Raw genomic sequence first — 26,205 nt, forward strand, 5'->3', positions numbered from 1 at the left:
TGGCAGCACGGCTAAAAAATGCCACTTTCATGCATCACGCGGCCTTGAAAACCAATGCGCCGCCGGCTTTGCTTTCTCCGATGCCCAGTTCAAGGGCGGTGCCAGTTTCCGCCAGTTTCCGGTTATCCGGAAATTGACGGCGGATGGGAGGACACATGACCGTGTCTAGCAACGCGCCGGCCAAGCCTGGAACCTCAGGACCGCAGCCAACCCGGCAGAACAACGAGAGCCGGGCCGATCAACCCCGGTTGGATTCAGAACCAGCACCCATGCCCCTTCATAACACGCCGTCCTCCTCTTCGCGCGAACCGGAACCGAAACAGATCGATTACAACGATTCGATCCGCTCGACCTTTTTCTCGATGGAGGATTTGCGGCAATGCGGCGAGACCCTTGCGCTCAAGGGCGCACCGTCTCTGCCGGGCTTCTTCCCGTTCGAATTTCGTCCGCGCCACCGCGAGAATGAAAACGAAATCCTGAGGGTGTATCGGGCGACAGCGGCTGACGTCGAAGCGGGCGCGTCGATCACGCCGGCCGCCGAATGGCTGCTCGACAACCATCACGTGGTCGAGGAAGCCATCCAGGAAGTTCGCCGCGACTTTCCGCGCAAGTTCTACCGCCAACTGCCGACGATCTCCGTCGCTGGCACTGTCATACCGCGCACCATGGCGCTAGCCTGGCTCTACGTCGCCCACACACACAGCACGGTTTCGCGCGAGAGCGTCACCGCGATAGTCGAGGGCTTTCAGAAGCACGATACGTTCAAGATCGGCGAGTTGTGGGCCCTGCCCTCGATCCTGCGCTTCGTATTGATCGAGAATCTGAGGCGCATTGCCATCCGCGTCGAGCGCTCGCGCGGCATGCGGCGCAAGGCCAATGACATCGCCGACCAGATCATCCGTCACAATGATCCCGAGAAGTGCCGCGCGCTGTTGGCCGAATCCGAGGCGCTTGCAGCCGACAACACCTTCGTGGCTCAGCTGCTCTACCGTATGCGCGACGGCTCGCAGACATCAGGCTCGGTGATCGCCTGGATCGAGGAACAGCTCGAGAAGCGCGGCAGCGACGTCGAGGACGCGCTTGTCGCCGAGCAGAACCGCCTGTCCTCAGGCAACGCGACGATGAGCAACATCATCCGCAGCCTGCGCGAGATCGACGACACCGACTGGGCCGTCTGGTTCGAAAGCGTCAGCAAGATCGACGCGGCGCTGCGCGACGGCTCCGACTATGCCGCGCTCGAATTCGGCTCTCGCAACAAGTACCGCGACACGATCGAAAAGCTGGCGCGCCGCTCCGGCCACAGCGAGTACGAAGTCACCCAGATCGCCATCGAGATGGTGAAGGAAGCGGAAGCGGCGGCTGCCGTCGAGCCGCAGCTGCAGGAGCCGAATGTCGGCTCCTTCCTCGTCGGCAAGCAGCGCAAGGCGCTGGAGCAGAAGATCGGTTACCGCCCGTCGCTGCTGCAGAATATCATCCGCCTCAGTCGCAAGCTCGATTGGTTCGCGATTGCCGGGCCGAACATTCTGCTGACGATTCTCGCGATGTTCGCGGTCTATTCCTTCGTCAGCCCGATGGACATTCCCAACGGCGCCAAGCTGATCATGCTGCTGCTGTTCGCGCTGCCGGCATCCGAAGGCGCGATGGGTCTGTTCAACACGCTGGTCACGCTCTTCGTCAAGCCGTCGCGTCTGGTCGGCTACGAGTTCCTCGAGGGCGTTCCGGAATATGCCCGCACGCTGGTCGTCGTGCCCTGCCTGATCTCCAAGCGCGATCATGTCGACGAACTCGTGCGCAACCTCGAGGTCCACTACCTCGCCAACCCGCGTGGCGAGATCTATTTCGCGCTTCTCAGCGACTGGGCCGACAGCAAACTAGAGGAAACGCCGGCCGATACCGACGTTCTCGACTATGCCCGGCGCGAGGTTGCCGAGCTTTCGGCGCGTTACGCCTATGACGGCAAGACCCGCTTCTTCCTTCTGCACCGCCGTCGCCTGTTCAACGAGGCGGAAGGCGTGTGGATGGGCTGGGAGCGCAAGCGTGGCAAGCTGCATGAGCTGAACCTGCTCTTGCGCGGCGATCGCGACACCTCGTTCCTGCAGGGCGCCAACACCGTTCCGGAAAACATCCAATACGTCATGACGCTCGATGCCGACACGCGCCTGATGCGCGACGCGGTGACGAAGCTCGTCGGCAAGATGTATCACCCGATCAACCGCCCGATCGTCGACCCGGAAACACAGAAGGTGATTGCCGGCTACAGCCTGCTGCAGCCGCGCGTGACGCCGTCGCTGACAACGGGAAGCGAAGCCTCGGCCTTCCAGCGCATCTTCTCGGCCAACCGCGGCATCGACCCCTATGTCTTCACCGTGTCCGACGTCTATCAGGACATCGCCGGCGAAGGCAGCTTCACCGGCAAGGGCCTCTATCACGTGGACGCCTTCGAAGCGGCGCTCAAGGGCCGGATCGAGGAAAATGCCGTTCTCAGCCACGACCTGCTCGAAGGCTCCTATGTACGCTGCGCGCTGGTGACCGATGTCGAGCTCGTCGAGGACTTCCCGACCCGCTACGAGGTCGAGATGTCGCGCCAGCATCGCTGGGCCCGCGGCGACTGGCAGCTGCTGCCCTATATCTTCAATCCGTCGAACGGCCTGTCGATGCTCGGCCGCTGGAAGATGTACGACAACCTGCGCCGGTCGCTGATCCCCTGCGCCTGGCTCGTCGCCTCCGTCATGGGCTGGTACTACATGCAGCCAACCGAGGCGTTGATCTGGCAGATCGTGCTGATCTTCAGCCTGTTCGTCGCGCCGACCTTGTCGCTGATCAACGGCCTGCTGCCACGCCGCAACGATATCGTCGCGCGCGCCCATCTCCATGCGGTGCTGACCGAAGTTCGCGCCGCCAACGCCCAGGTTGCCCTTCGCATCGTCTTTATCGCCCATGGCGCGGCGATGATGGGCGATGCGATCGTTCGCTCGCTCTACCGTACCTTCGTCAGCCGCAAGCTGATGCTGGAATGGCGCACGGCCGCCCAGGTGCAAAGTGCCGGACACGGAAGCATCGGCGACTATTACAAGGCGATGTGGATTGCGCCGGCGCTGTCGGCGGTGTCTCTGGCGCTTGCGGCCATTTCCGATACCGGCCTGCCGTTCATCGGCATTCCCTTCGCGCTGCTCTGGGCACTCTCTCCCGCGGTCGCCTGGTTCGTCAGCCAATCGGCTGAAACCGAGGACCAACTGGTCGTGTCCGACGAGGCGATCGAGGAGATGCGCCTGATCGCTCGGCGCACCTGGCGGTATTTCGAGACCTTCGTCACCGCCGAGCAGAACTTCCTGCCGCCGGACAATTTCCAGGAAACGCCTCAGCCGGTGCTGGCCGAGCGCACGTCTCCGACCAATATCGGCGTCTACCTGCTCTCGGTGATGTCGGCGCGCGACTTCGGCTGGATCGGCTTTGAAGAAACGATCAACCGCCTGGAGCAGACGATCGCGACCATCGACCGGATGCCGAAATATCGCGGGCACCTGTTCAACTGGTATCGCACCAACACGCTCGAAACCATGGAGCCGCGCTACATTTCGTCGGTCGACAGCGGCAACCTTGCTGGCCACCTGATCGCCGTGTCGTCCATGTGCCGGGAATGGGCCGAAGCGCCGTCGGCGCATGTGCAGGGCAGCCTCGACGGCATCGGCGACGTGGTCGCCATCCTTGCCGAGGTACTGAAGGACCTTCCTGACGATCGCAAGACCGTTCGCCCGCTGCGCCGCCTGATCGAGGAACGCATCGTCGGCTTCCAGAACGCATTGGCTGCGGTCAAGCGCGAGCATGAATTCGCATCGATCCGGGTGATCAACCTCGCGGTTCTGGCGCGCGACATGCACAAGCTGACCGTCAACCTCGATCACGAGGTGCGCACGGGCCAGAGCAGCGAAGTGACGAAATGGGCGAATGCGCTTGTCACCACCTGCGAGGCGCATATTGCCGATGGCGTGTTTGATCTTGGTGCGATCGAAGCGCTGCGTCAGCGATTGGTGGTCTTGAAGGACCGCGCTCGCGACATCGCCTTCTCGATGGATTTCGGCTTCCTGTTCCGGCCGGAGCGGCGCCTGCTGTCGATCGGCTTCCGCGTCAATGCCAACGAGCTCGACGAGGCCTGCTACGATCTCTTGGCATCCGAGGCCCGTCTGACGAGCCTGTTTGCCATCGCCAAGGGCGACCTGCCGACCGAACACTGGTACAAGCTCGGCCGTCCGATCGTGCCGATCGGCGCGCGCGGCGCGCTGATCTCCTGGTCCGGCTCGATGTTCGAATATCTGATGCCACCACTGGTGATGCAGGAGCGGCAGGGCGGTATCCTCAACCAGACCAACAACTTGGTGGTCAAGGAGCAGATCAATCACGGCCGCCGTCTCGGCACGCCGTGGGGCATCTCCGAAGCGGCCTTCAATGCCCGCGACCATGAGCTGACCTACCAATACACCAACTTCGGCGTGCCGACGCTTGGTCTCAAGCGTGGTCTCGGCCAGAACGCCGTCATCGCGCCCTATGCCTCCATTCTTGCCTGCATGTACGATCCGAAGGCGGCGCTCGCCAATCTCGGCCGTCTGCGCGAAGTCGGCGCGCTCGGCGTCTACGGTTTCCACGATGCCGTCGATTTCACCCCGACGCGCGTGCCCGAGGGGCAGAAATGCGCCGTCGTGCGCAACTACTATGCCCACCACCATGGCATGTCGATTGCGGCCGTCGCCAACGTCGTCTTCACCGGCAAGCTGCGCGAATGGTTCCACGCCGATCCGGTGATCGAGGCCGCCGAACTGCTCTTGCAGGAAAAGGCGCCGCGCGACATTCCGATCATGAACGCCAAGCGCGAGCCGGAATCGCTCGGCAAGGGCCAGGACGACCTGTTGCGTCCGGAAGTGCGCGTCATCGAAAATCCGCTCGCCCAGGACCGCGAAACCGTATTCCTGTCGAACGGCCACTATGCCGTGATGCTGACGGCAACCGGTGCAGGCTATGCCCGCTGGAACGGCCAGTCGGTCACCCGCTGGAAGCCGGACCCGGTCGAGGACCGCACGGGCACCTTCATCTTCCTGCGCGACACGACGACGGGTGATTGGTGGTCGGCGACATCGGAGCCGCGGCGTGCCGTCGGCGAAAAGGTGCAGACGCGGTTCGGCGACGACAAGGCCGAATTCGTCAAGACCGTTGGTGATCTCACCAGCGAGGTCGAGTGCATCGTCGCCACCGAGCACGATGCCGAAGGCCGCCGCGTCATCCTGCTCAACACCGGAACGCAGGATCGCTTCATCGAGGTAACGTCCTACGCCGAACCGGTGCTTTCGACCGACGAGGCTGACAGCGCCCATCCCGTCTTCTCCAAGATGTTCCTGCGAACGGAAATCAGCCGCCGCGGCGACGTCATCCATGTCAGCCGCAACAAGCGCAGCCCTAGTGATCCGGATATGGAAGTGGCGCATCTCGTCACCGACAATGCCGGCAGCGATCGTCCGACCGAAGCCGAGACCGATCGTCGCCGCTTCATCGGCCAGGGACGCACGCTTGCCGAGGCTGCCGCCTTCGACACGGACGCGGTGCTTTCCGGAACCGATGGCTATACGCTCGACCCGATCATGTCGCTGCGTCGCGTCGTGCGCGTTCCGGCCGGCAAGAAGGTCAGCGTCGTCTTCTGGACGATCGCCGCGCCGAACCGCGAGGCTGTCGACCGTGCCATCGACCGTTACCGGCACACGGAAACCTTCAATCACGAGCTGATCCATGCCTGGACACGCAGCCAGGTGCAGATGCGCCATGTCGGCGTCACCTCGCAGGAAGCCGCAAGCTTCCAGATGCTCGGCCGTTATCTCGTCTATCCCGACATGCATCTGCGCGCCGATACCGCAACGGTTCAGGCGGGGCTCGCGTCGCAGTCGACGCTCTGGCCGCTGGCAATCTCGGGAGACTTCCCGATCTTCTGCCTGCGCATCAACGACGACGGCGACCTCGGCATTGCCCGTGAAGCCCTTCGGGCCCAGGAATATCTGCGCGCCCGCGGCATCACCGCCGATCTGGTGATCATCAACGAGCGGGCCTCGTCCTATGCGCAGGACATGCAGCACGCGCTTGATTCCATGTGCGAGAACCTGAGGCTTCGCGGCCTTTCCGACGGTCCGCGCCAGCACATCTTCTCGGTGCGGCGCGACCTGATGGAAGCGGAGACCTGGTCGACGCTGCTGTCGGCCTCGCGCGCCGTCTTCCACGCCCGCAACGGCACGATCTCCGACCAGATCGCCCGCGCCAACTCGCTCTATTCGACGCCACCGGTGAAGGGCAGCGAAAGCAATTTCCCCTTGCTCGCAGCGCCGCAGCAGCCGGCGGATGCCGTCGATGCCGAGATCGTCGGCGACGGCCTCGACTTCTGGAACGGCTACGGCGGTTTTGCCGAAGGTGGGCGCGAATATGTCGTGCGCCTGCGCGGCGGCGAGGCGACACCGCAGCCGTGGATCAACGTCATCTCCAACGAGCAGTTCGGCTTCCACGTTTCGGCCGAAGGGGCCGCTTTCACCTGGAGCCGCAATTCGCGCGATTACCAGCTGACGCCGTGGGCCAACGACGTGGTCGTCAACCGACCGGGCGAAGCCATCTTCATCCGCGACATGGCGAGCGGCTCGGTGCTGACCCCCTACGCAGCCTTGTCGCGCAGCCGGTCGGTCGTCTTCGAGGCACGCCACGGACTTGGCTATTCGACCTTCCGCAGCTCTCAGGACGATCTCGATATCGAGGCTTCGCACACCGTGCACCGGACCTTGCCGGCCAAGCTCGTCCGCATCTCGATCCGCAACCGCTCGACGGCCGCCCGCCAGCTCAAGATCTACGGCTTTGCCGAATGGGTGCTTGGCAACAACCGCGCCCGCATGGCCCCGTTCGTCTTGTCGAAGTGGGACGAGGCCGCCGATGCGTTGGTGGCCACCAACCCCTACAGCATCGACTATGCCGGTCGTTCGGCCTTCTTTGCCGTCGAGGGCGGCGAAGGCGTCAGCCATACGGCAAGCCGTCGGGAGTTCCTCGGACGGGTCGGCGGCATTCTCGTGCCGCAGGCAGTTCTTGCCGGCGCCGAGCTGTCAGGCTCTGTCGATGTCGACGGCGACGCTTGTGCTGCGCTCGCAACCGATCTGGTGATCGAGCCCGGTGCCGAAAAGCAGCTCACCTTCATTCTCGGCGATGCCGACAATGAGGAGCAGATGCGCTCGGTGCTCGGTGAGTTGCGCCAGACGGCATTCGACACGGTCATTGATGCCGCGAAAACCTTCTGGAGCGAGTTCACCGACATCGTGAAGGTGGACACGCCGGATGCGGCCTTCAACACGATGATCAACAACTGGCTGCCCTATCAGAGCCTCGGTTGCCGGATCATGGCCCGCTCAGCCTTCTATCAGGCGAGCGGCGCCTTCGGCTTCCGCGATCAGCTGCAGGACACGCTGGCGTTCCTCATCCACCGGCCGGAACTGGCGCGGGGACAGATCCTCAACGCGGCTGCACGGCAGTTCGTCGAAGGCGACGTGCAGCATTGGTGGCTTCCGGGCACCGGCGCCGGCGTGCGCACGATGATCTCGGACGATGTCGTCTGGCTCGCCCATGCCGTCACGCACTACTGCGAAGTGACCGGGAACGCCGATATTCTCGGTGAGAAGATTGCCTTCATCACCGGCCCTGCACTCGAAGACGGTCAGCACGACAGCTTCTACAAGCCGGAGATCTCCGACGAGATCGCCGACGTCTATGAGCATTGCGCCCGGGCTCTCGATCTCGCGATCCAGCGCAGCGGCGAAAACGGCCTGCCGCTCATTCTCGGCGGCGACTGGAACGACGGCATGAACCGAGTCGGCATTGCCGGCCGCGGCACCAGCGTCTGGCTCGGTTGGTTCCTGGCGGGCACGTTGCGCGGCTTCCTGCCCTTTGCCCGCGAGCGCAAGGACAAGGCGCGTATCGGCCATTGGGAAACGCATCTGGTGGCCCTGAAAAAGGTGCTCGATGAAGCCGGCTGGGATGGCGACTACTACCGTCGCGGTTACTACGACGACGGCGCGCCGCTTGGGTCGAGCGAAAGCGACGAATGCCGGATCGATTCGATCGGCCAGTCCTGGAGCGTGCTGTCGGGCGAGGGTGACGAGCAGCGATCGCAGCATGCGATGGATGCGGTCATGGCCGAACTCGTCGATCCCGATCGCCGCATCGTCCGGCTGTTCACGCCACCGCTCGAACGAACCAGGCAGGACCCAGGCTACATCAAGGCCTATCCGCCCGGCGTGCGTGAAAACGGCGGTCAATATACCCATGCGGCCACCTGGGTTGCGCTGGCCTTTGCCGAACAGGGACGGGCGGAGGAAGCCTGGCGCGTCTTCCAGATGCTGAACCCGGTCTCCCATGCCCAGAACCGCGAAGACGCCGATCACTACCGGGTCGAGCCCTATGTGGTTGCGGCCGATATCTACGGCGAAGGCGCGCTTGCGGGACGTGGCGGCTGGACCTGGTACACCGGGTCGGCCGGATGGCTCTACCGCGCTGGCGTCGAGGGCATTCTCGGCATTCGTCGGCAGGGCGAAAAGCTGGTCATCCGGCCGGTGCTGCCGGAGGCCTGGGATGGCTATTCGGCCGAAGTGACGCTGAACGGCACGAAGCACAAGATTTCGGTCAGCCGAGATGCGAAAAGTCGCGAGCCGATCGTCAGCATCAATAATAGTGTCACAAAAAACGCGCATGAAGGCATTTTGCTGTAACTGCCGGTATTGAATGAACGTTGAAACCGGCTTTGCACCCGAACGGGCAAGGCCGGTTTTTTCTTGCAGATTTGCCGGCGGAGCTAACCGACAACAGGTTTACGCATCGATCGACGGCATCGGAACATTCATCTGCTTTGGCGGCAGTGGACATTCCGGCGCCTGTTTCAACAGGGGTGGGGCAGGGGCGCCAGATCCCGGATACCAGACCGCATGCTGCAAAAGACATTTGGGGGCGGCCCGAACCCGACGTTATCCGCCCGCATGGTTCCCAGGGAGCGCGACACGCGCCTCGACGTGCTGAGGGCGCTCTGCCTTCTGACTATCTTCGTCAACCACGTTCCCGGGCAATATCTCGAATATCTGACCCACAAGAACTACGGCTTCTCGGATTCGGCCGAAGCCTTCGTTTTGATCTCCGGTCTCTCCGTCGGGCTTGCCTATGGCGGCAAGTTCGTCACCGGCGCGCGCCTGGCGCTGATGCTGAAGGTCTGGCGGCGGGCGCTGGCGCTCTATGTCGCCCACATCATGACCAGTATCGTCACCCTGGCGATCTTTGCCGGCGGCGCGCTCTATTTCGGCCGGCAGGACCTGATCGGTGAGATTAACATCCGGCCCTTCGTCGAGCAGACCGAACAGGGTATCGTCGCCATGGTGCTGCTCGGGCACCAGCTCGGTTACAACAACATCCTGTCGATGTATGCCGTGCTGTTCCTGATGTTGCCCGGCATCCTCTGGCTGAACGGCATCAGCAACCGGCTGCTGCTGGTCTGTTCCGCAGTGCTCTGGCTTGTGGCCGGGGTGTTCAAACTGGTGCCCTCCAACTTCCTCGACGAGGGCTACTGGTTTCTCAATCCGTGGTCCTGGCAGTTCCTGTTCGTCATCGGCATCGTCGCGATGACGGCGATCCGCCGGGGCGCGGTGCTGCCGCGAAGGCCGCTGCTGATCGCGATTGCGGCGACCTATCTTGTCGTTTCGGCGCTGTGGGTGCTGTTCTCCTGGTGGAGCATCGACCTGTCCTTCGGCCTTCCGGCGGTGCTGACCGGCTTCGACAAGACCTTCCTGTCGCTGACGCGGCTGACACATGTTCTGGCGCTCGCCTATCTCGTTGCGGTGCTGCCGGCTGTCAATCGCCTTGCTCGGCTCGACGCCGACCATCCGCTGGCGATGCTTGGCCGCCACTCGCTGCCGATCTTCATCTTCGGCACGATCCTCGCCATGGTTGGCCAGGTGCTCTTGTTCGTGACTGGCCGGAATCCTCTCGCCGGAGCGCTCTTCGTGATTGTCGGCATCGGCCTGCACTTCGTCTACGGCTACTATCTTGAATGGCTGAAAGGCCTTGCCAGTGCCAAGCCGGCGCGGGCGGCGTGAACGAAAAAAGCCCCGGATCTCGGATCCGGGGCTTTGTTATCTTACGACCTATAAGGCGTCGGCTCAGGCCGCGGTGTGGCTCATGCGGACGTCCTCGTCCGTCAGGATGCCGCTGGCGCGCAGAAGAGCGGCGAAGCGGCCGTTGCTTGCGCTGAGCTCGTTGAAGCCACCCATTTCGACGATCCGGCCCTGATCCATGAAGATCACCAGATCGGCCTCGCGCACGGTCGACAGGCGGTGGGCGATGATGAAGGTCGTGCGGTCCTTGCGCAGCGCATCGATCGCATCCTTCACCCGGGCCTCGGTCTCGACGTCGAGCGCACTGGTCGCCTCGTCGAGCACCAGGATCGGTGCGTTCTTGAGGATGGCGCGGGCGATAGCCACGCGCTGACGCTCGCCGCCCGACAGGCGGTTGCCGCGCTCGCCGACAACGGTGTCATAACCACTGTTGCGGCTCTCGATGAAGTCGCTGGCGGCAGCCGCTTCGGCGGCAGCCATGACTTCATCGAGCGATGCGTCGTCGCGACCGAGCCGGATGTTCTCGCAGATCGAGCGGTTCATCAGGCCGGCATCCTGGAAGACGGTGGCGATCGAGCGGCGCAGCGACTTGCGCGTCACCTTGGCGATGTCGACGCCATCGATCAGGATCTGGCCGTCACGCGGCTCGTGGACGCGTTGAAGCAAGTTGACGAGCGTCGTCTTGCCGGCGCCGGTCGGGCCGACGATCGCGATCGTCTGTCCGGCCTTGGCCGTGAACGACACGTTGCGCACGCCCTGAGTGGTGTTGGCAAAGTCGAAGGAGATGTCGCGGAATTCGACTTCACCCTTGACGGCACCCAGGTCCGTGGCGCCAGCCGGCTCTTCGCGTTCGCGCACCGAATCCTCCAGCTGGAAGAAATCTTCAAGCTTGGCGCGGGCTTCGAAGATCTGCGTGACGAAGGCCTTCATCTGGTCGAGACGGCCGATCAGCAGGTTGGCAAAGCCGATGAAGGCGATGACTTCGCCGACGCGCAGCTCGCCGCGCTGGACCAGCACCGTGCCGATGACGAGGATCACCATCATCGAGATGGTCGAGGCGACGCGGTTGAGCGCGCTTGCCAGTGCCCACCAGTCAAGCACCGGGAACTGCGCGGAGATCAGTCGCTCGGTGAACTTCTTCAGTTCGCGCGTCTCGGCTTCGATGCGGTTGTAGCTGTGAACGACCGATACGTTGCTGATGGCGTCGGAAACGTGGGAGAAAACCGTGTGGTAGTGGTTTTCGACCGAGGCCTGGCCTTCCTTAGTGCGGCTCATCACTGCTTTGCTAACCAGGACATAGGAGACGCCGAGCACGACGAGCACCAGTGACAGGCGCACATCCATCGCAAACGCGGTCGGGATAAGCAGGACGAGTGCTACGGCCGTCGCCAGGTGCTGGCGCATGAATTCGAGCCAGAGGCCGAACAGCGTTTCGCAGGCGCGAAGCAGGGTATGCAGCGCGTTCGACGTGCCGCGCTGGCTGTGCCAGGAAAGCGGCATCGAAACGATGCGGCCGAAAGCTTCCGTCAGAAGCGTGGCGCGGCGGCCATGGGCCAGCCGGTCGGCTTCGCGGGCAACGAGGACGAAGGCGACGGTGTTGAACACGCCGAGGCCCGCCCACATCAGCAGCATCGGCGTGACTTCGCCCTTGGAGGAAATGGCGTCTATGATGCGACCGAACAGGATCGGCTCGGCAATCGTGATGATCGCGAGCACGACGTTGGCGAGCACGATCGCCGAGACACGGAACTTGTGAACCGCAAGATACTGGAGCGCTCTCGCATACACTTGGAACAATGACACTGTCTCACCCCTTCCGGGTACCGGATTTTGCGCCGCAGCAAATTTCCGCGCGGCAAATGTGTCACGCCTCGACACTTACCGACACAAGGGGCGCTAGGCTCCGTTCTGCCGGCCGTCAAGGCCGCTTTGGGACGGTCATCGGCGATATCCGAGGGAAATCAGGAGCTTGAGACGGTCTTGACGGCTGAAGCCCGTTTGCCCATCAGTGGGCTTGGTGCGGGCATTCATAGTTTGCTATCTTTTCCGCCCAATTCCGATTTCTTGCGATTTTCGCACAAGACCGGGCATGGTATGTCGAATTATCGCGGGTGCAACATGAATGGCCCCTGAACGGTTCATTCATGTCCGGCTTTCGGGCCCCGCACGCCTGTTCTACCTGGAAGGTGATCCATGAATATCACGCTGCTCGTGCAATTTCTCGCGCTGATCGAAGAGATGAAGACGCGCGAAGAAATCGTGCCGGAATTCGAACGGTTGCTCGACCGCTGCGGCTTCGACTTCTATGGGGTCGTCAGGCAGCCGAAGCCTCACGAAAATCCGCTGAGGCTGCTGCTTGCCGGTCGCTGGCCGGAAGGCTGGCCGCAGATCTACATCCGCAAGAAGTATGTGGTGATCGATCCGACCATCCGCTACCTTGGCCACGCCCAGCGCGGTTTCCGCTGGCGCGACACGCTGTTTGCCTTCCGCTCCGATCCGCATCGCAAGCGCATGGAAAGCATGATGATCGAGGGCCGCAACCATGGCCTTCACGATGGTTACATCTTCCCGGTGCACGGCCGCCGTGGCCTGCTCGGCAATCTGACGGTCGGCGGTCGCGTCGTCGACTTGAGCCCGATCGAGATCAGCCTGTTCGACCAGATTGCCAAGCGCCTGTTCTGGAAGCTACTCGAACTGACCGACCCGGAGATTTCAGCCGAGCTGGCATCCCGCGTCGAAGTACAGATGACGCGACGCGAAATGGAAGCGCTCAACTATCTCGCCGATGGCATGACCTCGAACGACATCAGCAAGGTGCTCGACATCTCCAGTCACACGGTCGACTGGTACATGAATGGCATCCAGGAGAAACTGAAGGGCAAGAACCGTCACCACGTCGTGGCGATTGCCTTCCGGCTGGGGTTGATTTCCTGATCCAATTCTCTCGGATTTCTGCTCGACTCTGAAATTGCGCTTCATTCTGCGACCCGCTAATACTTTACTTCGCGGGTGCAGCATTTCCCGCGTTTCAAGTCTTGAGGAGTCCGACTTGCCCATCTCTAAGATCCTTGTTGCCAACCGTTCTGAAATTGCAATCCGCGTGTTTCGCGCGGCCAATGAACTAGGTCTGAAAACGGTCGCGATATGGGCTGAAGAGGACAAACTGGCGCTGCACCGCTTCAAGGCGGACGAAAGTTATCAAGTCGGCCGCGGCCCGCATCTGGCGCGCGACCTCGGCCCGATCGAAAGTTACCTGTCTATCGAGGAAGTGATCCGCGTCGCCAAGCTTTCCGGCGCCGACGCCATCCATCCCGGCTACGGCCTCCTGTCGGAAAGCCCCGAGTTCGCCGAGGCCTGTGCGGAGGCGGGTATCACCTTCATCGGCCCCAAGGCCGAAACGATGCGCCAGCTCGGCAACAAGGTTGCCGCCCGCAATCTGGCGATCTCGATCGGCGTACCGGTGGTGCCGGCGACGGAGCCGCTTCCCGACGACATGGCGGAAGTGGCGAAGATGGCCGAGGCGATCGGCTATCCCGTGATGCTCAAAGCCTCCTGGGGCGGCGGCGGGCGCGGCATGCGCGCCATCCGCGACCCCAAGGATCTCGCCCGCGAGGTGACGGAAGCCAAGCGCGAAGCGAAGGCCGCCTTCGGCAAGGATGAAGTCTATCTGGAAAAGCTGCTTGAGCGTGCTCGCCACGTCGAAAGCCAGGTGCTTGGCGATACACACGGCAACGTCGTGCATCTGTTCGAGCGTGACTGCTCCATCCAGCGGCGCAACCAGAAGGTCGTCGAACGGGCGCCGGCCCCTTACCTCAGCGCCAGCCAGCGCGAGGAGCTTGCCGCCTATTCGAAGCGCATTGCCGAGGCGACGAACTATATCGGCGCCGGCACGGTCGAATATCTGATGGATGCCGACAGCGGCAAATTCTACTTCATCGAGGTCAACCCGCGCATCCAGGTCGAGCACACGGTCACCGAGGTCGTCACCGGCATCGACATCGTCAAGGCGCAGATCCACATCCTCGACGGTTATGCGATCGGCACGCCGGAATCGGGCGTTCCCTCGCAGGAAAACATCCGCCTCAACGGCCACGCGCTGCAGTGCCGCATCACCACCGAAGATCCCGAGCAGAACTTCATTCCGGACTATGGTCGCATCACCGCCTATCGCGGCGCCACCGGTTTTGGCATCCGCCTTGATGGCGGCACGGCCTATTCGGGCGCGGTCATCACCCGTTACTACGATCCGCTGCTCGAAAAAGTGACGGCCTGGGCGCCGAACCCCGATGAGGCGATCCAGCGCATGATCCGGGCGCTGCGCGAATTCCGAATCCGCGGTGTGGCGACGAACCTGACCTTCCTCGAAGCGATCATCAGCCACCCGAAGTTCCAGGATAACACCTACACCACGCGCTTCATCGACACGACGCCGGAGCTGTTCCAGCAGGTGCGCCGTCAGGATCGCGCGACCAAGCTGCTCACCTATCTGGCCGACGTCACCGTCAACGGTCACCCCGAAGCCAAGGGTCGTCCGCGCCCATCCGACGAGATCGCAGCCCCGGTCGTTCCGTTCATCGGCGGCGAGATCAAGCCGGGCACCAAGCAGAAGCTCGACGAGCTCGGCCCGAAGAAATTCGCCGAATGGGTGAGGGCGCAGCGCCAAGTGCTCGTCACCGACACGACGATGCGTGACGGCCATCAGTCGCTGCTCGCCACCCGCATGCGCACCTACGATATCGCCCGTGTTGCCGGCACCTATGCGCGGGCGCTGCCCAACCTGTTCTCGCTCGAGTGCTGGGGTGGGGCGACCTTCGACGTTTCGATGCGCTTCCTTACCGAAGATCCGTGGGACCGGCTGGCGCGCATCCGCGAGGACGCGCCGAACCTGCTTTTGCAGATGCTTCTGCGCGGCGCCAACGGCGTCGGCTACAAGAACTACCCTGATAACGTCGTCAAATACTTTGTGCGCCAGGCTGCACGGGGCGGCATCGACGTCTTCCGCGTCTTCGACTGCCTCAACTGGGTCGACAACATGCGCGTGTCGATGGAAGCGGTCGCCGAAGAGAACAAGATCTGCGAAGCGGCGATCTGCTATACCGGCGATATCCTCAATGCCGCGCGGCCGAAATACGACCTCAAATACTATACGGCGCTTGCCGCCGAGCTGGAAAAGGCCGGTGCGCACATCATCGCGGTCAAGGACATGGCCGGCCTGTTGAAGCCGGCTGCAGCTCGCGTGCTGTTCAAGGCGCTGCGTGAAGCGACCGATCTGCCGATCCACTTCCACACCCACGACACATCGGGTATCGCCGCTGCCACCGTGCTGGCGGCCGTCGATGCCGGCGTCGACGTCGTCGACGCGGCGATGGATTCGCTTTCCGGCAACACCTCGCAGCCGTGCCTCGGCTCGATCGTCGAGGCGCTTCGCGGCTCCGAGCGCGATCCGGGTCTCGATCCCGAATGGATCCGCCGTATTTCCTTCTACTGGGAAGCGGTGCGTCACCAGTACGCCGCCTTCGAGAGCGACCTCAAGGGACCGGCGTCGGAAGTCTACCTGCACGAAATGCCGGGCGGCCAGTTCACCAACCTCAAGGAGCAGGCCCGCTCGCTTGGTCTCGAGACCCGCTGGCACGAGGTGGCGCAGGCCTATGCCGACGCCAACCAGATGTTCGGCGACATCGTCAAGGTGACGCCGTCCTCGAAGGTGGTCGGCGACATGGCGCTGATGATGGTCAGCCAGGACCTGACCGTTGCCGATGTCGAGAACCCGGCCAAGGACATCGCCTTCCCGGAATCGGTTGTGTCTATGCTGAAGGGCGATCTCGGCCAGCCTCCGGGCGGCTGGCCGGAAGGCCTGCAGAAGAAGGCGCTGAAGGGTGAGAAGGCCTATGTGGTCCGCCCCGGTTCGCTGCTCGAAGCCGCCGACCTCGATGCGGAGCGTAAAGTCATCGAAGAAAAGCTCGAGCGCGAAGTCAACGACTACGAGTTCGCCTCCTATCTGATGTATCCCAAGGTCTTCACCGATTATGCGCTGGCAGCCGAGACCTATGGCCCGGTCAGCGTGCTGCCGACGCCGGCCTATTTCTACGGCATGGCGCCGGGCGAGGAACTGTTCGCCGACCTCGAAAAGGGCAAGACGCTCGTCATCCTCAACCAGACCCAGGGCGAGATCGACGAGAAGGGCATGGTCAAGGTGTTCTTCGAACTCAACGGCCAGCCACGTCCGATCAAGGTTCCCGATCGCAACCGCGGTGCCTCCAGCGCCATCCGCCGCAAGGCGGAGGCCGGCAGCGCCACGCAGCTCGGCGCGCCGATGCCGGGCGTGATCTCGACGGTCGCGGTCCATGCGGGCCAGGCGGTCAAGGCCGGCGACGTGCTCTTGTCGATCGAGGCGATGAAGATGGAAACTGCGCTGCATGCGGAGAAGGACGGCACGGTCGCCGAAGTTCTGGTGCGTGCCGGCGACCAGATCGATGCCAAGGACCTGCTGATCGTTTTTGGCGGCTGAGGCTTTCGGCGAGACAAGACAAGTACGGCCGGGCGCGAGTCCGGCCGTTTTTTATGTGCGGAAGGGAACTCGCCCTCCGTCCACCATGCCCCCTGAGGCGCAGCTCAGATATCGTAGCTGTGCGGCGCGCTCAGTGAGGCGATGAACTTCTTGGTGCGCTCGCGTTCGGGCGTCGAGAAGATCGTCTTCGGAGCGCCGCTTTCGACGATCACGCCGCCGTCGAGGAAGACCACCTTGTCGGCGACGCGCGAGGCGAGCCGGAGGTCATGGGTCGCCATCACCATGGTCGTGCCTTCGCGGGCAAGCCGGCTCAGCACCTCGACCACTTCCTCCGCCAGTTCCGGATCGAGCGCCGAGGTCGGCTCGTCGCAGAGAAGGACCCGCGGGGAGGGCGCCAGCGCGCGGGCGATCGCCACGCGTTGCTGCTGGCCGCCGGAAAGCGTTGCCGGCCAGGCATCGGCCTTTTGGGCCATGCCGACCTTTTCGAGCAGTTCCATGGCGCGGGCGCGCGCCTTGTCGGCTGGCCATTTCAACACGGTGACAAGGCCTTCCATGACATTGCCGAGTGCGGTCTGGTGCGGGAAAAGCTGGAAGTTCTGGAACACCATGCCGGTCTGGCGGCGCAGGCGCTGGATCGCCTGCCAGCCGGTTTTACGCCCGGGCTGAAAGTCGAGCTTGTCGTCGCCGAGCCGGATCGAACCTGATGTCGGGATCTCCAGCAGGTTGATGCAGCGCAAAAGCGTGCTCTTGCCGCCGCCGGAGGGGCCGACCAGAGCCGTCACCGTGCCTTCGGCCAGCGTGACGGAAATGTCCTTCAGCACGAGGTTGTCGCCGAAGCGTTTTTCGATGTGGGAAAGCTCGATCATGTCCGCGCCTCCAGAAAGCCGCCATAGCGGGCGAACCGGCGCTCCAGCCGCACCTGCAGGGCTGACAGAACCGAGCTCATGGCGAGATAGATGAGGGCCGCTTCGATATAGAGGATCAGCGGCTCATAGGTGGTGGCGACGATGCGCTGCGCCGTCTGGAAAAGCTCGGGAACGGTGATTGCGGCCGCCAGCGACGTATCCTTCACCAGCGAGATGAAGGTGTTCGACAAAGGCGGCACGGCGACGCGCGCTGCCTGCGGCAGGATCGTGCGTCGCATCGCCTGGCTCCAGCTCATGCCGATGGAGTAGGCCGCTTCCCACTGCCCGCGCGGCACCGACGAAATCACCGCGCGGATGATCTCCGAGGTATAGGCGCCGACATTGAGCGTGAAGCCGATCAGCGCCGCCGGGAAGGCGTCGAGCAGGATGCCCATGCTCGGCAGGCCGTAGAAGATCACGAAGAGCTGGACCAGCAGCGGCGTGCCGCGGATGACCCAGACATAGAACCGTGCAACGGCAACCACGGGCGCCGGGCCGAACAGGCGGGCGATGGCCGTTGCCAGGCCGAGCGTCAGCCCGAGAATGAACGAAAGCAGCGTCAGCGGGATGGTGAATGTCAGCCCGGCCCACAGCAGGGACGGCAGCGAATCCAGCATGAGTTGGAGCCAGGTGGGCAAGGGACAGGCCTTTCGAAAAAGCGCGATCCGCTCCGGGGACCGAAACGGATCGTTTTTCATACTGCATGACACCTTAAATCGAAATCGGTTTGAAGCGCGGCCATGCAGCGTGTTTGAGATCTTTCAGCGTCCCTTGCGCATCATGACCGACGGGGCGCTGTTACGAGAAAGGCTGGGTGTAAACCGGCCTTGATCTCCAACGGATGTTACTTCGAGACGTCGGCGCCGAAGTACTTCTGCGAGATCTTCTCGTAGGTGCCGTCTGCCTTGATGTCGACCAGCGCCTTGTTGATGGCTTCGAGCAGTTCCGGTTCATCCTTGCGGATGATGATGCCGGAATAGTCGGCGTCGGCCTTCTCGGCGGCGATCTTCACGTTGGCATCCGGCTTCTGCTTCTTGAAGTCGAGGAAGGAGAGGCTGTCGTTGATGGTGGCGTCGGCGCGGCCGGTCAGAACCAGCTGGATCGACTGGTCGAAGCCGTCGGTACCGACGAGTTCAGCGCCGGAAGCCTCAGCCAGCTTGCCGAAGTTGCTCGTCAGCGACTGGGCTGACTTCTTGCCCTTGAGGTCGGCAAAGTCCTTGATCTCGGCATCGTCGCCCTTGACGATCAGCACGGCCTTGGAGGCGATGTAGGGCTCGGAGAAGTCATACTTCTTCTTGCGCTCCTCGGTGATGCCGACCTGGTTGATGACCGTGTCGTACCGGTTGGCGTCGAGGCCGGCGATCAGGCCGTCCCACTTGCCTTCCAGGAACTCGGCCTTGACGCCCAGCTTCTTGGCAACAGCCTGGCCGATCTCGACGTCGAAGCCGACGAGCGCGCCTGACTTGTCGTGGTAGGTGAAGGGCGCATAGGTGCCCTCGGTGCCGATCTTCAGCACGCCAGCGGATTTGATCTGGTCGAGGTTCTCACCGGCCTGCGCGGGCACGAAAGCGGCAACCTGCAGGAGGGCGGCGGTAAAGAGCGTGGGGAGGAGTTTCATCGTGTCTTTCCATCTTTCACATGTTCCGGCCCGTCGTCCGGATTGAGGGGAGAATCGCACAAAAAAACCGGTACTTGAGCGCATAAAACTCCAATTCCTGAGCATTTTGATGAAGATTTTTCCCCGGATCGGGAGAATTTTCATCCAAAATGCGCGCCTGTCGCCAAATCTGGCCGTTTTCGATTTTGTCGCGCGAGCGCAGTTGAAATCGCTTTCAAAATTCGCTATGCACATTTCCATCGATTCATGCACGTTTATGCACGATTGGCGAAATGTCGACAGACCTGCTTCTTCGCGAACGAAAGACAATCATCCAGGAACGGCTGAAGGTTGACGGCCGGGTGCTTGCAGCCGACCTTGCCGCCGAGTTCCGGGTCTCCGAGGATACGATCCGGCGCGACCTGCGGGAAATGGCGGCAGCGGGCCTGTGCGAACGGGTCTACGGCGGCGCGCTGCCGCTTGCGCCGAGTTCGCTGCCCCTCAGCCAGCGCGTGGCGATGGCGCCGGAGCGCAAGGCAGCGCTTGCCCGCGCGTCGGTCGGCTTCATCGTACCCGGGAGCACGGTGTTCCTCGACGCCGGCTCGGCCAATCTGGCGATTGCCCAGCTGATCGCGCCGGACCGGAAGGCGACCATCGTTACCAACACGCCATTGATTGCCGCCGCCCTGATGGAGAAGCCGGGCATCGACCTGATCCTTGTCGGCGGCCCGCTCAACCGCGCCGTCGGCGCGGCCGTCGGCGCGCGTGCGCAGCGCGATATCGAGCAGCTTCGACCCGACCTCTGCATTCTCGGCACCTGCGGCGCCGATGCCGATGCCGGCCTGACGGCGATCTATTTTGAGGACGCCGAGTTCAAGCGATTGGTGGCGTCCCGCAGCCGCGCCCTGCTCGTCGCCGTTACCAACGACAAGCTCGGCACGGCCGCATCCCATGCGGTCGTTGGAATCGACGACGTGACGACGCTGGTGCTGGAGGCCGATGCACCGGCGCCTTACGTCGCCGCCTTCAAGGCAGCGGGGACGACCGTGATCATGGCTGAAGGAAGCGAACGATGAGCATCGCCCATGTGGCTCTTTGGACGAAGGATCTGGAGGCTGTTGCAGCTTTCTGGTCGAGCTTTCTGGGCGCCGACGTCGGCGAGGTATACGAAAGCCGGCGCCGCCCGGGATTTCGTTCCCGCTTCCTGACCCTGGGCAACGGGCCGGCGATCGAAATCATGGAAGGACCCTGGGTGGCTCCGGCCGATCCCGAAGGCGTCGAACGTGTAGGCTTTGCCCATGTCGCCCTGTCGCTCGGCAGCGAAGCGGCCGTCGATGCGATGGCGGCCCGGGCGGTCGCCGAGGGCATTCTGGTAGCGCCGGCGCGGTGGACCGGAGACGGCTTCTATGAGGCCGTGCTTCGCGACCCCGACGGCAATCTGATCGAAATCACCATTTGAGCCGGCGGCTTCCGGCATAGAGGCATAGATCCATGGACCAACGCTCCGCTTCCACTGCCGTTCGGCAGGGTTACATGACCCGAAACAGGCTTGCCGTTTCGCTGCTGTTCCTGATGAACGGTTTCGTCACGGGAAGCTGGGCTCCCAAGATTCCCGAATTCAAGGATCGTCTTGATATCAGCGAAAGCGTGCTCGGCCTTCTCATCCTGATGTTCGGCATCGGCTCGCTAGTGCTGATGCCGATTGCCGGCGGCTTCATCGCCCGGGTCGGTTCGCAGAAGGTCGTCAAGGTCACCGCCATCCTCTTGTCGCCGCTGCTGCTGCTTTTGACGCTTTTGCCGAATGTCTGGGCGGCTGCCGTCGGCATGTTCCTGCTTGGCGGCTTCGTCGGCGCGATGGACGTGGCGATGAACGCCAACGCGGTCGAGGTCGAAAAGTCGATGCGCCGCGCCATCATGTCCTCCTGCCATGCCTATTGGAGCCTCGGCGGCCTGATCGGCGCCGGTATCGGCGGCTTCCTGATGGCGCGCTTCGGCGTGCTGCCGCACGTCCTCGTCGTCACTGTGCTTTCGCTTGTGGTCATTGCAATTGCCTGGCCGATGATCCTCGCCGACAAGCCGCATCCGGCGGCAACCAAGGAGAAACTGCGCCTGCCGATGACGCCGCTTCCCTGGCTGATCGGCATCATGGCGCTGTTTTCGATGGTGCCGGAGGGAACCGTGCTCGACTGGGGCGCGCTCTACCTGCGCAACGAACTCGGTGCCTCCGTCGAACTGTCCGGCTTCGGCTTTGCCGCCTTCTCGGCGACCATGGCGACGATGCGCTTTGCCGGCGACCATGTGCGCGATCGTTTCGGCGCCAAGCGCACGTTGCGCATCTGCACGGTCACGGCGCTTGTCGGCATGGTGCTGGCGGGCCTCGCACCGAATGCCTACATCGCCATCCTTGGTTTTGCGATTGCCGGCATCGGCATCTCCAACATGGTGCCGATCGCGTTTTCGGCCGCCGGCAACATGCCGGGCCTGCAGCCGGGCATCGGGCTCTCGGTCGCAACCTTCATGGGCTACTCCGGCATGCTGTTCGCACCGTCGCTGATTGGCTTCGTCGCCGAGCATACCGGCTTTGCGATCATCTTCGCCTCGGTGCCGGTGCTGTTCATCGTCGTGCTCCTGCTGTCGCATCATGCGCATCACGCGGACCACGCAAAGGGGCATTGAGGCCGGGCGCCTGCCATCAAATCGCCGTCAGGGCATGATGTCGCCGTTGACAACGATGCTTTCCTCATCCACCTGATGGACGAAAAGCGAGAGCGGAGCGGGGAAAACCCATGGGATTTTCCCTCCGCATCCCGCGCTGAAACGACGAGACCGGGGCACGGGATGTGACCCGGGGGACCAAGAGGCCTTCATGTCTGCCGCCTTCGATTTTGATCCGCAGCCCCGCCGCGCGTCCGTCGCCGTCGATGTCGGCGGCGTCATAGTGGGCGGCGGTGCGCCGGTGGTCGTCCAGTCAATGACCAATACCGACACCGCCGATATCGACGGAACGGTGGCGCAGGTCGCCGCGCTTCACAAGGCCGGCTCCGAGCTGGTGCGTATCACCGTCGACCGCGACGAGAGTGCTGCTGCCGTGCCGAAGATCCGCGACCGGCTTGAGCGCCTCGGCCTCGACGTGCCGCTCGTCGGCGACTTTCACTATATCGGCCACAAGCTGCTTGCCGACCATCCTGCCTGCGCCGAGGCGCTGGCGAAGTACCGCATCAACCCGGGAAATGTCGGTTTCAAGGACAAGAAGGACAAGCAGTTCGCCGAGATCGTCGAGATGGCGATCCGCTACGACAAGCCGGTGCGCATCGGCGTCAATTGGGGCTCGCTCGACCAGGAGCTTTTGACGCGGCTGATGGATGAGAACAAGGCCAACGGCTTTCCGCTGACGGCCCAAGAGGTGACGCGCGAGACGATCGTGCAGTCGGCGCTGTTGTCTGCCGAACTTGCCGAAGATATCGGCCTTGCCCGCAACCGCATCATTCTGTCGGCCAAGGTTTCGGGCGTGCAGGACCTGATCGCCGTATATGCCATGCTGTCGACGCGCTCGGACCATGCGCTGCATCTCGGCCTCACCGAAGCCGGCATGGGCACCAAGGGCATCGTTGCCTCTTCGGCCTCGCTCGGCATTCTCATGCAGCAGGGCATCGGCGACACCATCCGTATCTCGCTGACGCCGGAGCCTGGCGGCGACCGCACCCGCGAGGTGCAGGTGGCGCAGGAGCTGCTGCAGGTCATGGGCTTTCGCCAGTTCATTCCGGTCGTTGCCGCCTGTCCCGGATGCGGCCGCACGACCTCGACGGTGTTTCAGGAACTGGCCCAGAAGATCCAGGACGACATCCGCCGCAACATGCCGGTCTGGCGCGAGAAGTATCCCGGCGTCGAGGGCCTGAAGGTCGCGGTCATGGGCTGCATCGTCAACGGCCCCGGCGAAAGCAAGCATGCCGATATCGGCATCTCGCTGCCGGGCACCGGCGAAATGCCGGCAGCACCTGTCTTCATCGACGGCCAGAAGGCGATGACGCTGCGCGGACCCAACATCGCCGGCGATTTCGAGACGCTCGTTTCCGACTATATCGAGAAGCGTTACGGTCAGGGCCAGGCCGCGGCCGAATAGGCGCTTTCGTCAGAACAACGCCAAGAGACGTGTGAGGCGCATTCCGTCCGGAATTGCGCTACAGCCGCGTCGTCAGCAGCTTGAACCCGGCAAAGGCGAAGAAACCCGCCATCAGGCTCTCGATGATCCGCCGCGACTTGAGGTAGCCGCGATGCACTGGCGGCAGCGAAAACACGAGCGCAAAACCGCAGAAGGTCACGAGACCGAGCAGCATGCATCCGGCGATAAAGGTGGCTGTGACGGCCGTCGGCGCGCCGGTGGGCATGCCGAGCGAGACCAGCATGATCCAGGAGAAGATCGCCTTGGGGTTGGTGAGGTGGATGCCGAGCCCCTTGAGGTAGAGCTTCTTCAGCGAAGCCTGTGGCTGACCCGGCAATGCCGCCTGTGGCGCGTGTCCGCGCATGGCGGCGCGCAGCGCGTTGTAGGCGAGCCAGAACAGGTAGCAGGCGCCGGCGATCTTCAGGACGATCAGCGCCTGTCCGTAGGCGCTGATGAGCGCCGACAGGCCGGATGCCGTCAACATCGCCCAGGTGTAGCTGCCCGAGAGCACGCCGAAGGCAAGCGCCAGGCCGGACTTGCGCCCCTGGCTGATCGAGGTGGTGATGATCGCCAGCACCGCCGGTCCGGGCGACGCGGTTGCGATCAGATAGGCTGTCCAGGCGACAAGAAGCTGCGGCAGATAGGGCGTCGGGTCGAACATGCGAAAAAAGCTCCAGCTCGTTCGCCGGAAGCTAGATCAGTTGTTCGCTGCTTCGAAACTGCGAAATGTGACCGTGACAAGATTCAGAGGATCTCGTCGAGCGCTTCGATCAGCCGTGCGCATTCGGAATCGGTGCCGATGGTGATGCGCAGGAAATCGGAGATCCGCGGCTTGGCGAAATGGCGCACCAGCACGGCGCGCTCACGCAGCGCCTGCATCAGCGTCTCGCCGGAATGGCCGGGGTGGCGGGCAAAAACGAAGTTCGCCTCAGACGGCAGCACTTCGAAGCCGCGTTCGGTCAGTTGTTCGGTGAGGCGCTGGCGCGATGCGATGATCTTCTCACGGGTCGTCTCGAACCAGGCTTCGTCCTCGATTGCAGCGATTGCTCCTGCCTGGGCAGGGCGGCCGAGCGGATAGGAGTTGAAGCTGTCCTTCACCCGCTCCAGCGCCTCGATCAGCGGCCGCTGGCCGATGGCGAAGCCGACGCGCAGGCCGGCAAGCGCGCGCGACTTGGAGAAGGTCTGGACCACCAGCAGGTTCTCGTATTTCGGCACCAGCGCAATCGCCGACTGGCCACCGAAGTCGATATAGGCTTCGTCGATGACAACGGGCTGATCCGGATGGGCGGCAACGAGCCGCTCGATTTCGGCAAGCGGCAGGCCGATGCCGGTCGGCGCATTCGGGTTCGGCAGGATGATGGCGCCGCAGGGCCTGTCGTAATCGTCAAGATCGATGTTGAATTGCCCGTCGAGCGGCACTTCGACGGCGTCAATCGCAAACAGCCGGGCGTAGGTCGCATAGAAGCTGTAGGAAATGTCGGGGTAGAGCAGCGGGGCATCGTGCTTCAAAAGCCCGGCAAAGATGTGGGCCAGAACCTCGTCCGAACCATTGCCGACGAAGACCTCGCCGGCGGTGACCCCGTGACGGGCGGCGATCGTTTCACGCAGGCGAAGCGCCAGTGGATCCGGGTAGAGCCTGAGATCGGCGTTGGCCGCCGCAGTAACGGCGCCCAGAACCTTGTCCGACGGGCCGTACGGGCTCTCGTTGGTGTTGAGCTTGACGAGATTGGCGATGCGCGGCTGCTCGCCCGGAACATAGGGCTTGAGCGTCGAGACGATGGGCGACCAGTATTTGCTCACGGTTCAATTCCTGCGATTGGCGATGAAGCGGGCAGTTTCGGCAAGGATCGACGAACGCGCGCCATAGGGCTCGAGCAGCGTCTCTGCCTCTGCCACCAGTTGTTCCAGCCGGGTCTCGGCCCAGGCCTGTCCGTGCAGCGCGACGAGCGTGCCCTTGCCGCGCGCGGCATCCTTGCCGGTTGCCTTGCCCATGGTCGCGGCGTCGGCCGTGAGGTCGAGCAGGTCGTCGGCGAGCTGGAAGGCGAGGCCGATCTTTTCACCGAAGCTGCGCAGGCGCTGACGGTCAACGGCGCTAGCGCCCGCAACGATCGCGCCCGCTTCGCAGGCAAAGCGCAGCAGCGCGCCCGTCTTCATCGTTTGCAGGATGACGATGCCGGCTTCATCGGGCGCGGATTTTTCCGCCGCAAGGTCGAGCGCCTGGCCGCCGGCCATGCCGCCATGACCAGCAGCGCGCGCCAGCGCCAAAACGAGTGCGGCCTTCTGCGCATCGGCAAGCGGCGTTTCCGGTGAGGCGATGATGTCGAAGGCGAAGGTGAGCAGGCTGTCGCCGGCAAGGATGGCGGTCGCCTCGTCGAAGGCCTTGTGCACGGTCGGCTGGCCGCGACGAATATCGTCATCGTCCATAGCCGGCAGGTCGTCATGAACCAGCGAGTAGCAATGTACGCATTCGAGCGCCGCACCGACACGAAGCGCTGCATCGAAGCTTCCGCCCAAGAGGTTGGCGCATTCGATTACCAGAAATGGGCGCAGCCGCTTGCCGCCGTTGAGCACGCCATGACGCATCGCTCCGAGCAGGTTTTCCGGCCGAACGATCTCGTCGGGTTCGACGCTCAAGCCAAGCATGCGTCCGAGCAGCGCCTCGATCGCAAGCGCGTTGTGTTTCAGTCGGGTCTCGAAGGTCGCTGTTTCCTGTCTCATGAGCGCTCTTTGACATGCGCGAAAGCCGCTTTCAACGGGCTTTCGTGTCGCGGCGGTGCGCTTTGTCGAGGACAGAGCTGTGAGTGCCTTGCCTTTTGCCAGAAAGCCCGTTCAACTTTGCCAGCCCATGCACTAAGAGAAACGGATGGACAGAGAGG

15 protein-coding genes are annotated in these 26,205 nt (G+C 63.2%); 8 read left to right on the forward strand and 7 right to left on the reverse strand.

Annotated elements, in window-relative coordinates:
- Window positions 1-155 precede the first annotated feature (155 nt).
- Together ndvB and opgC are read left to right on the forward strand one after the other, a co-directional pair.
- Entirely contained in the window at window positions 156-8,771 is an 8,616-nt protein-coding gene (gene ndvB / locus BLJAPNOD_RS03510) for a cyclic beta-(1,2)-glucan synthase (protein WP_115418921.1), read from the forward strand.
- A gap of 213 nt (window positions 8,772-8,984) precedes the next feature.
- The gene (opgC, locus tag BLJAPNOD_RS03515) at window positions 8,985-10,142 is read left to right on the forward strand and encodes an OpgC domain-containing protein (protein WP_115418922.1); all 1,158 of its coding nucleotides are present in this window, start codon (window positions 8,985-8,987) and stop codon (window positions 10,140-10,142) included.
- Window positions 10,143-10,205: 63 nt separating this feature from the next.
- On the opposite strand, the gene BLJAPNOD_RS03520 is transcribed toward opgC, so the two are convergent.
- Window positions 10,206-11,963 (reverse strand): glucan ABC transporter ATP-binding protein/ permease, encoded by a 1,758-nt coding sequence (locus tag BLJAPNOD_RS03520; protein WP_115418923.1) that lies wholly within the window; start codon window positions 11,961-11,963, stop codon window positions 10,206-10,208.
- A gap of 390 nt (window positions 11,964-12,353) precedes the next feature.
- On the opposite strand from BLJAPNOD_RS03520, the gene BLJAPNOD_RS03525 reads away from it, so the two are divergent.
- Together BLJAPNOD_RS03525 and pyc are read left to right on the forward strand one after the other, a co-directional pair.
- The gene (locus BLJAPNOD_RS03525; RefSeq protein ID WP_077500898.1) at window positions 12,354-13,094 is read left to right on the forward strand and encodes an autoinducer binding domain-containing protein; all 741 of its coding nucleotides are present in this window, start codon (window positions 12,354-12,356) and stop codon (window positions 13,092-13,094) included.
- Between the two features lie 115 nt (window positions 13,095-13,209).
- Complete coding sequence (gene pyc, locus BLJAPNOD_RS03530; protein ID WP_115418924.1) at window positions 13,210-16,668, forward strand: pyruvate carboxylase; 3,459 nt, start codon at window positions 13,210-13,212, stop codon at window positions 16,666-16,668.
- A 104-nt stretch (window positions 16,669-16,772) separates the two neighbouring features.
- On the opposite strand, the gene BLJAPNOD_RS03535 is transcribed toward pyc, so the two are convergent.
- From BLJAPNOD_RS03535 to BLJAPNOD_RS03545, 3 genes are all read right to left on the reverse strand, one after another.
- Entirely contained in the window at window positions 16,773-17,534 is a 762-nt protein-coding gene (locus BLJAPNOD_RS03535; RefSeq protein ID WP_115418925.1) for an amino acid ABC transporter ATP-binding protein, read from the reverse strand.
- Window positions 17,531-18,211 (reverse strand): amino acid ABC transporter permease, encoded by a 681-nt coding sequence (locus BLJAPNOD_RS03540; RefSeq protein ID WP_077500952.1) that lies wholly within the window; start codon window positions 18,209-18,211, stop codon window positions 17,531-17,533. The genes BLJAPNOD_RS03535 and BLJAPNOD_RS03540 overlap by 4 nt, the downstream gene beginning before the upstream one ends.
- 206 nt (window positions 18,212-18,417) lie before the next feature.
- The gene (locus BLJAPNOD_RS03545) at window positions 18,418-19,191 is read right to left on the reverse strand and encodes an amino acid ABC transporter substrate-binding protein (RefSeq protein WP_115418926.1); all 774 of its coding nucleotides are present in this window, start codon (window positions 19,189-19,191) and stop codon (window positions 18,418-18,420) included.
- A 272-nt stretch (window positions 19,192-19,463) separates the two neighbouring features.
- On the opposite strand from BLJAPNOD_RS03545, the gene BLJAPNOD_RS03550 reads away from it, so the two are divergent.
- The 4 genes from BLJAPNOD_RS03550 to ispG all read left to right on the forward strand — a co-directional run bounded on the left by BLJAPNOD_RS03550 (window position 19,464) and on the right by ispG (window position 23,290).
- A complete protein-coding gene (locus BLJAPNOD_RS03550; protein WP_115418927.1) occupies window positions 19,464-20,246 on the forward strand; it encodes a DeoR/GlpR family DNA-binding transcription regulator in 783 nt (260 codons plus the stop codon).
- Entirely contained in the window at window positions 20,243-20,629 is a 387-nt protein-coding gene (locus BLJAPNOD_RS03555) for a VOC family protein (protein WP_115418928.1), read from the forward strand. Before BLJAPNOD_RS03550 ends, BLJAPNOD_RS03555 begins: the two co-directional genes overlap by 4 nt.
- Window positions 20,630-20,661: 32 nt before the next feature.
- Window positions 20,662-21,846, forward strand: coding sequence for an MFS transporter (locus tag BLJAPNOD_RS03560; RefSeq protein ID WP_199565884.1), 1,185 nt, complete (start codon window positions 20,662-20,664; stop codon window positions 21,844-21,846).
- Between the two features lie 190 nt (window positions 21,847-22,036).
- Complete coding sequence (gene ispG / locus BLJAPNOD_RS03565; protein ID WP_115418930.1) at window positions 22,037-23,290, forward strand: flavodoxin-dependent (E)-4-hydroxy-3-methylbut-2-enyl-diphosphate synthase; 1,254 nt, start codon at window positions 22,037-22,039, stop codon at window positions 23,288-23,290.
- 58 nt (window positions 23,291-23,348) lie between these two features.
- Here ispG and BLJAPNOD_RS03570 read toward each other — a convergent pair whose 3' ends face one another.
- From BLJAPNOD_RS03570 to BLJAPNOD_RS03580, 3 genes are all read right to left on the reverse strand, one after another.
- On the reverse strand, window positions 23,349-23,990 hold the full coding sequence (locus BLJAPNOD_RS03570) for a LysE family translocator (protein ID WP_115418931.1): 642 nt from the start codon (window positions 23,988-23,990) through the stop codon (window positions 23,349-23,351).
- Between the two features lie 83 nt (window positions 23,991-24,073).
- Entirely contained in the window at window positions 24,074-25,129 is a 1,056-nt protein-coding gene (gene hisC / locus BLJAPNOD_RS03575) for a histidinol-phosphate transaminase (protein WP_115418932.1), read from the reverse strand.
- 3 nt (window positions 25,130-25,132) lie between these two features.
- On the reverse strand, window positions 25,133-26,047 hold the full coding sequence (locus BLJAPNOD_RS03580; RefSeq protein WP_115418933.1) for a polyprenyl synthetase family protein: 915 nt from the start codon (window positions 26,045-26,047) through the stop codon (window positions 25,133-25,135).
- Window positions 26,048-26,205: the final 158 nt, after the last annotated feature.

It is taken from the genome of Ensifer sp. M14 (assembly GCF_003355565.1).
Classification (GTDB): domain Bacteria; phylum Pseudomonadota; class Alphaproteobacteria; order Rhizobiales; family Rhizobiaceae; genus Ensifer.